The organism is Streptomyces sp. NPDC007162 (assembly GCF_040634175.1).
In the GTDB taxonomy this organism is placed as follows: Bacteria; Actinomycetota; Actinomycetes; order Streptomycetales; family Streptomycetaceae; genus Streptomyces.
Genome location: NZ_JBEYFC010000411.1, coordinates 1 through 8,089 on the forward strand (window position 1 = coordinate 1; position 8,089 = coordinate 8,089).

9 protein-coding genes are annotated in these 8,089 nt (G+C 73.0%); 4 read left to right on the forward strand and 5 right to left on the reverse strand.

What is annotated here, in order from left to right:
• The 4 genes from ABZ646_RS34270 to ABZ646_RS34285 all read right to left on the reverse strand — a co-directional run.
• The coding region (locus ABZ646_RS34270) for a serine/threonine-protein kinase (protein WP_360527742.1) at positions 1-848 on the reverse strand (848 nt) is incomplete at its 3' end.
• A gap of 109 nt (positions 849-957) precedes the next feature.
• Positions 958-1,803 carry an oxygenase MpaB family protein gene (locus ABZ646_RS34275; RefSeq protein WP_360527745.1) on the reverse strand — a complete coding sequence of 282 codons (846 nt, stop codon included), beginning with the start codon at positions 1,801-1,803 and terminating at the stop codon, positions 958-960.
• Between the two features lie 9 nt (positions 1,804-1,812).
• Positions 1,813-2,991: an acyl-CoA dehydrogenase family protein gene (locus ABZ646_RS34280; protein ID WP_360527748.1), complete on the reverse strand. Its 1,179-nt coding sequence runs from the start codon at positions 2,989-2,991 to the stop codon at positions 1,813-1,815.
• A 101-nt stretch (positions 2,992-3,092) separates the two neighbouring features.
• A complete protein-coding gene (locus ABZ646_RS34285) occupies positions 3,093-3,467 on the reverse strand; it encodes a four-helix bundle copper-binding protein (RefSeq protein ID WP_360527751.1) in 375 nt (124 codons plus the stop codon).
• 171 nt (positions 3,468-3,638) lie between these two features.
• On the opposite strand from ABZ646_RS34285, the gene ABZ646_RS34290 reads away from it, so the two are divergent.
• Positions 3,639-4,007 (forward strand): DUF6479 family protein, encoded by a 369-nt coding sequence (locus ABZ646_RS34290; RefSeq protein ID WP_360527754.1) that lies wholly within the window; start codon positions 3,639-3,641, stop codon positions 4,005-4,007.
• A 9-nt stretch (positions 4,008-4,016) separates the two neighbouring features.
• Here the strand turns inward: ABZ646_RS34290 and ABZ646_RS34295 are convergent, their stop codons facing one another.
• Entirely contained in the window at positions 4,017-4,478 is a 462-nt protein-coding gene (locus tag ABZ646_RS34295; RefSeq protein ID WP_360527757.1) for an RpiB/LacA/LacB family sugar-phosphate isomerase, read from the reverse strand.
• Positions 4,479-5,140: 662 nt separating this feature from the next.
• Here ABZ646_RS34295 and ABZ646_RS34300 point away from each other — a divergent pair.
• From ABZ646_RS34300 to ABZ646_RS34310, 3 genes are all read left to right on the forward strand, one after another.
• Positions 5,141-5,950: a methyltransferase domain-containing protein gene (locus tag ABZ646_RS34300; RefSeq protein WP_360527760.1), complete on the forward strand. Its 810-nt coding sequence runs from the start codon at positions 5,141-5,143 to the stop codon at positions 5,948-5,950.
• 678 nt (positions 5,951-6,628) lie between these two features.
• Complete coding sequence (locus tag ABZ646_RS34305) at positions 6,629-7,696, forward strand: LacI family DNA-binding transcriptional regulator (RefSeq protein ID WP_360527763.1); 1,068 nt, start codon at positions 6,629-6,631, stop codon at positions 7,694-7,696.
• A 187-nt stretch (positions 7,697-7,883) separates the two neighbouring features.
• Positions 7,884-8,006 carry a hypothetical protein gene (locus ABZ646_RS34310; protein WP_360527765.1) on the forward strand — a complete coding sequence of 41 codons (123 nt, stop codon included), beginning with the start codon at positions 7,884-7,886 and terminating at the stop codon, positions 8,004-8,006.
• Positions 8,007-8,089: the final 83 nt, after the last annotated feature.

Consider the following 8,089-nt stretch of genomic DNA (forward strand, 5'->3'; position numbering starts at 1 on the left):
TCCGGAGCCTGGGCCGCGCGGTGACGACGGTGGGGACGTACGCGGGGGTGTTGCTCCGGGCGTTTGGCGAGCAGGTCGAGGACGACCTGCTCGAGCCAGCCGGGCAGTTCGGGGCGGTGGGTGCGCGGCGGGGCGGGCCGGGTGTCGCGGTGGCCGACGAGGATGGCCCAGGCGTCGTCGAGGTCGAACGGCGGTGCCCCGGTGGCGATCTCGTACAGCACGCAGCCCAGCGAGTACAGGTCGCTGCGCGGGTCGACCTCGGTGCCGCCGATCTGTTCCGGCGACATGTAGTGCGGGGTGCCCATGGCGATGCCGGTACCGGTCAGCCGGGAGGTGAAGCCGATGTCGTGGCCGAGGCGGGCGATGCCGAAGTCGCAGAGCTTCACCGTGCCGTCGGTCAGCCGCATGATGTTGGCGGGTTTGAGGTCCCGGTGCACGATGCCCTGCTGGTGCGTGTAGGCGAGGGCGGCGGCGACCTGTTCGGCGATGTCGACGATGTCACCGACGGGCAGCGGGTGGTGCTTGTTGTCCTCGAGCAGCTGGCTGAGGTTGCGGCCGTCGAGGAGTTCCATCACCAGGTAGAGGACACCGTCGGACTCGCCGAAGTCGTGGACGACGGTGACCCCGCGGTGCGAGAGCGCGGCGGCCACCCTCGCCTCGCGGCGGAACCGCTCGCGCAGCACGCGGGTGAACGCCTGATCGTGGTGCGGGCCGAGCGGTTTGAGGCACTTCACGGCGACCTGGCGGCCGAGGGACTCGTCGCGGGCCCGCCACACCTCGCCCATCCCGCCCCGCCCGATCAGGTCGAGCAGCCGGTACCTCCCCTGGACCAGCCTGCTGTCAGCCATCGCGCGCCGTCGCCCCCCGTCGCCTCCAGCTCCGCCCGTTCCCGGCCGTAACGGTGCGACCGCGCCGAACCGGCCGAATCCGGGCCCCCTGGTCGACCAGTATGGCGGTCTAGGACCCGACTTTGTACGGTGCCGGGCGCGCGGCCGGGCCGAGCCTCGCCATGGCCCGCAGGATGTGTTTGGGCGGGAGTTGCCAGCGCAGACGTGCGGGAACACAGCGCAAGGCGGTGCCGGTGGCACGCAGTCGCCGGGTGACGACGGCGGGTTCGGGGGCCGGGGCGCCGTACAACTCGTGGGCGTACGGCGGCAGAGCGGCGTACGCCAGGTGGGCCACGCGCCGCCACAGCACCTCGCGCGCCGGTATCAGCAGCGGGTGCGTCGGCGGTCGGAGCAGGAAGTCGTACACGTCGCGTGCGTCGGCCCCGGCGGCGAGCCGCGGGCGGGTCTTCTCGAAGTAGGCGGCCAGCTCCTCCCGGTCGGCGGGTACGGTCGCGGGATCGAGGCCGACCAGACGGGCACTGACCCGGTGTTCGGCGAGGTAGCGGTCGGCCTGGGCATCGGTGAGCGGGAAGCCGGAGCGGCGGACGACGTGCAGGTACGAGTCGATCTCCGCGCAGTGCACCCACAGCAGGAGTTCGGGTTCGTCCACGCCGTAGCGCTCGCCGGTGTCGGGGTCGGTCGCCCCGAGCATGCTGTGGACCTTCCGGATCCGGGCCCCGGCCCGCTCGGCGGCCTCCGCGGTGCCGTAGGTCGTGGTGCCGACGAAGTTCGCGGTCCGCATCAGACGGCCCCAGGCGTCCCGCCGGAAGTCGGAGTTCTCCATCACCCCGCGGACCGCCCGTGGGTGCAGGGCCTGGAGGTAGAGCGCGCGGATCCCGGCGACCCACATCATGGGGTCGCCGTGCAGTTGCCAGGTCACGGAGGCCGGGGTGAACAGCCCGGGGTCGGCACCCATGCGGGCAGGCTACCGCCGTACCCGCGGCATCCCCAGTCCGATCCAGGAGATGATCTCGCGCTGGATCTCGTTGTTGCCGCCCCCGAAGGTGAAGATGACCGCCGAGCGGTAGCCGCGTTCCAGGTCGCCGTGGAGGACCGCGCCGGCCGAGCCCTCCTTCAGCGGGCCCGCCGCGGCGGCGATCTCCATGAGCCAGGCGTAGGCGTCACGGCGGGCCTCGGAGCCGTAGACCTTGACGGCGGAGGCGTCCTGCGGGGTGAGGGTGCCGTCCTGGACGGCGCTGACCATCTGCCAGTTGAGGAGCTTCATGGCGTCGAGGCGGGTGTGCGTCTGCGCGAGGCGGCGGCGCACCCAGGGCAGGTCGACGACCCGTCGGCCGTCGGCGAGTTTGGTCTCCATGGCCCAGCGCTGCACGTCGCGCAGGGCGCGGATGGCCATGGTGCCGTGTGCGGCGAGGGTGACGCGCTCGTGGTTGAGCTGGTTGGTGATCAGCCGCCAGCCCTGGTTCTCCTCGCCGACCCGGCGGGAGACGGGGACGCGGATGTTCTCGTAGTAGCTGGCGGTGGTGTCGTGGGAGGCGAGGGTGTTGATGAGGGTGCAGGAGTAGCCCGGGTCGGCGGTCGGCACCAGGAGCATGGTGATGCCCTTGTGGGGCGGGGCCTCGGGGTCGGTGCGGGTGGCGAGCCAGACCCAGTCGGCGGTGTCGCCGTTGGTGGTCCAGATCTTCTGGCCGTCGACGACGTACTCGTCGCCGTCCCGGACGGCCCTCGTCCTCAGGGCCGCGAGGTCGGTGCCGGCGTCGGGCTCGCTGTAACCGATGGCGAAGTCGATCTCACCGGAGAGGATGCGGGGCAGGAAGTACGACTTCTGCTCCTCGGTGCCGAACTGCATGATCGTCGGGCCCACGGTGTTGAGCGCCATCAGCGGGAGCGGCACGCCCGCCTGGGCGGCCTCGTCGAAGAAGATGAACTGTTCCATCGCGGTCAGTCCGCGGCCGCCGTACTCCTCGGGCCAGCCCACGCCGAGCCAGCCGTCCGCGCCGAGCCGTCGGAGGGTCTCGCGGTAGAAGCGTTTCTGCGCGGCCGGGTCGGCGTAGCGGGCGTACGCGTTGTCCGGCACCAGGCCGGCGAAGTAGGCGCGCAGTTCGGTGCGCAGCCGCTGCTGCTCGGGCGTGTGGTCGAGGTGCACGGCGCCTCCAGGCTCCCGACGGGCGGTCCTGACGGCGCACACCGTAGAACGCGTTCCAGAAATTGGGAATGGCGGTGCGGCGACCTCTCACGTGAGGGCGGTCAGCCGAGCACCGTCATGAAGTCCGTGCACGCTCTGGCGCACGCCCGGCAGGCGTCCGCGCTCTTCTCGGCCCCGGGCTGGGTGTCGAAGGCCTGTGCGCACTCGAGGCAGATCGCCCGGCACCATTCGAGCTGGACGCGCAGGCCGGTCTCGTCCCTGCCGGTCTCCTCGGTCAGCGCCCGGCAGGTCGCGTCGCACACCTCGGCACACATGATGCCCTTGCGGCGCACCTGTTCCGCCTGGGCGGCCCCGCCCGGGTCGAGGACACCGGCACGCAGAGCGCACGCCCGGGCGCACTCCGCGCAGGCCTGCGCGCACGCGAACCGGTCCTCCAGGAACCGGTACAGCTCCTGCTGGGAAGTCTGCTGTGTCACCCCGGCCGGGTAGCCGGGAGGGCGGTGCGGCAAACGCCCCGGAGCCCAGAGGTTCCGGCCGCCAGCGGCATCACCGGTCGGCCAGGGTCCCGGCACGGCGTCGCCGACTGTGCACGATCAGCCACCGATTGCGTCCGGTTCGTACCATTCTGGGCGGGGTATCCCCTTGCTATGAGTACGGTATCGATGCAGCAGCTGGCCGCTCCCAGCGGCCTGATGAGTCTCGCGCTCTTCCTGGTGGCCGTGGCCGTGCTGGCGATGCTGGCCGGCGGCTTCTGGCTGGGCAACCGGGTCAAGTACCACGAGTCGGACCGACCGCGCCCCGAGGACCAGCCGAAGCTGCCACCCGGGGGCGCGGTGCACGAGGTCCTGGAGAACCGCGAGTCGGAGGAGATTCCCCAGACCCCCAAGGGCGGCCGTCCGCTCACCCCGTACGAACTGGGCAACCAGCAGACCAGGCCGAGCGCGTCGAAGGACCGGCCCCGCTGGAGCAAGGGCTCCAGCGGCTCGTTCGGCGGCGGCGGGCTCGGCGCCCACTGACCCGGCCCGCTACTGCCCCGCGGCCCCCCGGCCCGCGTCGAGACGTCCGACGTGGGCCACGTTCCCGAGATCCTCGGCGTCCTGGCTCGGCGTGGCCGTGAACCAGGCGTCGAGGATCTCCTTGAGCACCGGCTGCGAGGTCAGCCGCAGGCTGAGGGCGAGCACGTTGGCGTCGTTCCAGCGCCGGGCGCCGTCGGCGGTGTAGGCGTCGGCGCACAGGGCCGCGCGCACGCCCGGGACCTTGTTCGCGGCGATCGAGGCACCGGTACCGGTCCAGCAGCAGACGACCGCCTGGTCCGCGGCACCGACGGCGACGTCGCGGGCGGCGGCCTCCGAGCAGACCGCCCACTGCGGATCGGCCCCGGGGTCCAGCGCACCGTACGCGCGCACCCGGTGGCCGCGGCGGCGCAACTCCTCGACGAGGAGGCGGGCGACGGGTTCGTCCATGTCCGAGGAGACGGAGATCCTCATGCGCACCCCTCCCCTCGCAGGGCGGAGGCTTGCCGGGTGGCGGGGGCCGGCAGTGGCCGACACCGCACGTCGATGACGGTGACCTTCATGCTGCTTCACGTTACGCGTCGGAATGCGTCCCCCGCAGGGTGCTGGACCCGGCCCACCGCGACGGCATCATCCTGCTGCCCGACCTGCGCAAGGGGACCGTGCCCGCGGTCCCGGGGATCATCAAGGCGCTCGAACAGCGCGGCAACTGCCCGTCGTCCGCCGGGTGCCGCCGATGCCCCGGCCCCTGCCGCTCCGGCGACCTGGCCGTGTCTGCGACTCGGCCGTCCCCACGACTCGGTCACCCCTACCGCTCAGCCGTCCTCGTGGCTCGGCCGTCCCGACCGCGCGACCGTCATCGCTCGGCCGTCCCGACCGCGCGACCGTCATCGCTCGGCCGTCTCGACCGCCCCGCCACCCCCGTGGCCCGGACTCCGACCGCCCGGCCGTTGCCCCGATCGGCTCAGGCGCGGCGCGCCTCGGTCGTGCGGGAGGCCGGCGGTGCAGGATCCAGGGAACGGCGGCGGCCCCTCGACGGGCCGCCCGGCACGCCCCACCGTGTGAAGAGGTCCGGCCATGCAACGCTTCGACGAACCGCTCCGCCCGCTCGCCCACCGCGTCGCGCCGGCGGCGGCATGACCGGCACGCCGGGCGGCGGCCGCTACGGTGAGGCGGTCTTCCGGTCCGAGCAGGCGGGGGAGGGCGAGCGCATCGACTTCGGGGCCCTCGCCTACGACGACATCACCATGGCGCGGCTGCGGGCGCTCGGTGCCGGGCCCGGGTGGCGTTGCCTCGACGTGGGCGCCGGCACCGGCACGGTCGCCGGCCGGCTGCTCGACGAGGCCGGGGTGGAGAGCGTGCTCGCCGTCGACCGCGACGTGCGGTTCCTTCCCGACCGGGCCGGGCTCGACGTGCTGGAGACCGACATCACCGCCGCGCATGCCGTCCACGGCCGGTTCCGGCTCGTGCACGCCAGGTTCGTGCTGATGCACCTGCGCGAGTACGAACGTCTGATCGCGACGCTGGCCGCCCTCGTCGAGCCCGGCGGTGTGCTGGTGCTCAGCGACGCCGTCGACGTGGCGAACGACCGGACGCCGGACACGCCGTACGCCCTCGCGATGCGGGCGATGTGGCAGGGGCTGCGGGCGACCATCGGCACCGACGTCTCCTGGGTGCCGTCGTACCCGCGGCTGCTGCGCGGGGCCGGGCTGCTGCCGGTCGCCGCCGAACTGCATGTGCCGCCGCTGCTGCCGGGCAGTCCCCTCAGCCGTTTCTGGGCGGACACCTGGGAGCGGAGCCGGGCGGCGATGGTGGCCACCGGCCTGGTCGACGACGCGGCCGTCGACACGGCGATCCGCTATCTGGCCTCCGACGAGTGCGCCGCGCTCTCGGCGGGCATGCTCACCGCCTGGGGCCGGCAGCCCATGGAGACAACCGCACACTGACCGGCACGGGAACGGGCGGGCCGACCACGCACGGCCATGACGCGGCCCGGACGGTCACGCCCTGCCGGATCCCGGTCCGGACCGTCGCGCCCGGGCGGCGTCTGGAAGCGCCGTTCCGCCCGCACCGCAGGGTCTCGACCGCGTCGCTCCGGCGCTGCCGTCGCTCCGGGGGTGCCAGCAGGGCGCCGGGCGCGGGGCCGGCGGCGACCAGCGTGGGGTAGTTGCGATCGGAGCGCTCACGGCCGGTGGGCCGCCGGTTCCCGCCGTGCAGGAGTCGCCGAGGGCCGCGTACGGCCCCTTCGGGGGGATGATCCGGGTCGTGGCGGCCCCGCCGCCGTTCCTGCCGACGGCCACGGCGGCGGCGAGCGCGAGGCACGAGGCGACCGCGGCCGGCCCGGACCCTGTACGAGTTCTCATCCGGATGTCCTGTCTGCCGCTGGGGCGGCCGGCTCGGGCGGGGCCGCGCAGGACGACGCGGGCCGGTCGCAGTACCGCTTCAGGCTCTCCGGACGCGGCACGTCCCGTCGTCGTACCGCTGTTGACGCTTCGTGCCCTCATCCCGCCGTACGGGGCGGCGCGACGGCATACGCGGAATCAGCAGGCGGACATGACAGCGCAGTCAGCGTGCGGCCGCATATGACATGATTGCCGTCGACCGAGCGCCCACCGGGAGATGCCATGCCATCAGAGACGGGACGCGGCAGGAGCGGCGCCGCTCCTCGCAGTGTCGACGTGGCCCGGCTCGCCGGGGTCTCCCAGAAGACCGTCTCCCGGGTCTTCAACGACGAGCCGTACGTCTCCGACGACGTGCGCCGACGTGTTCTCCACGCCGCCGAACAGCTCGGCTACCGGCGCAACAACGCCGCCCGGGCGCTGGCGTCCGGACGCACCCGCTCGATCGGCGTGGTGACGCTCGGCACCGCCCTGTACGGACCCGCCTCGCTGCTCATGGGCGTCGAGCGGGTGGTCCGGGACACCGGCTACGCGCTGCGCGTGGTCAACACGGTGGAGGGCGACCCGGCGGGCCTCTCCGGTGCCGTGGACTCGCTCCTGGACCAGGGCGTGGACGGCATCGTCATCTCCGAACCCATCGACGAGCAGCTCGACGGCGAGGGCACCTCGCTGCGCGTCGACGTTCCGGTGCTCGTGATCGGCGCGCCGCCGCCGGTCACCGCGCCCACCGTGCTGACCGCGGGCGACGGCGCCGACCTGATGGCCCACACCGCCACCGAACACCTGCTGTCCCTGGGGCACCGTACGGTCCACCATCTCGCCGGTCCGCAGCGCTGGTACGCCGCGCGGTACCGGTTGGAGGGGTGGCGGGCCGCCCTGACCGCACAGGACAGGGCCGTGCCCCCGGTCGTCACGGGTGACTGGTCGGCCGCGTCCGGGTACGCGGCGGGCCGGACGTTCGCCGCGGACGACACGGTCACCGCCGTCTTCGCCGCCAACGACGACATGGCGATCGGCCTGATCCGGGCCCTGGCGGAGGCCGGCCGGCGGGTGCCGGAGGACGTCAGCGTGGTCGGCTTCGACGACATCCCGGTCGCCGCCTACGTGACTCCCCCGCTCACCACGGTGCGCCAGCCCTTCGACGCCGTGGCCCAGGAGGGCCTGAAACGCCTGGTGCACGCCATCGAGAACCCGGCGGCGGACCCCCTGCCGGCGAGCGGGCCGCCGGTCGACCTCGTCGTCCGCGCCTCGGCCGCGCCGCCGCCGCGCGAAGACGCGTCCGCCTCGGACTGAGCTCCGGGCAGGCCACGAAACGTCTCTGTCCGCACAGTCCGGACGGCATCTGCGCAGAAGCACCACACAGGCTGCACACTGCCTGGCCAAAGGCTCGCTAGCGTTCTGGCCGTTCGATCCCACGTGCGAACGAGACCAGGCCACGGCCCAGCGCGCCGTCGGCGCAGTCGACTCAGGAAGACCGCGGATGGACTACTGCACCTTGTGCCGTCGGCACCTCAACGGCGCCCTGGTGTGCCCCGGATGCGGCGCCTACGCCCCGGACATCGCGCCCCGCGCCACCGCGGCGGCCCCTGCGACCGGTGCCTGAATTCAAAGCAAATCCGAATTACTTTTCCATGGATGGCTTACCCGTGTTCTTCTGCCCGCTTTTTGCGGAGCTAAACGAGGGAA

What these genes read in the sequence shown, in the direction of transcription:
- ABZ646_RS34310 (WP_360527765.1), top strand. Translation starts at nt 7,884, where the DNA reads ATGGACTACTGCACCTTGTGCCGTCGGCACCTCAACGGCGCCCTGGTG.
- ABZ646_RS34275 (WP_360527745.1), bottom strand. Translation starts at nt 1,803, where the DNA reads ATGGGTGCCGACCCCGGGCTGTTCACCCCGGCCTCCGTGACCTGGCAA.
- ABZ646_RS34290 (WP_360527754.1), top strand. Translation starts at nt 3,639, where the DNA reads ATGAGTACGGTATCGATGCAGCAGCTGGCCGCTCCCAGCGGCCTGATG.
- ABZ646_RS34300 (WP_360527760.1), top strand. Translation starts at nt 5,141, where the DNA reads ATGACCGGCACGCCGGGCGGCGGCCGCTACGGTGAGGCGGTCTTCCGG.
- ABZ646_RS34295 (WP_360527757.1), bottom strand. Translation starts at nt 4,478, where the DNA reads ATGAGGATCTCCGTCTCCTCGGACATGGACGAACCCGTCGCCCGCCTC.
- ABZ646_RS34305 (WP_360527763.1), top strand. Translation starts at nt 6,629, where the DNA reads ATGCCATCAGAGACGGGACGCGGCAGGAGCGGCGCCGCTCCTCGCAGT.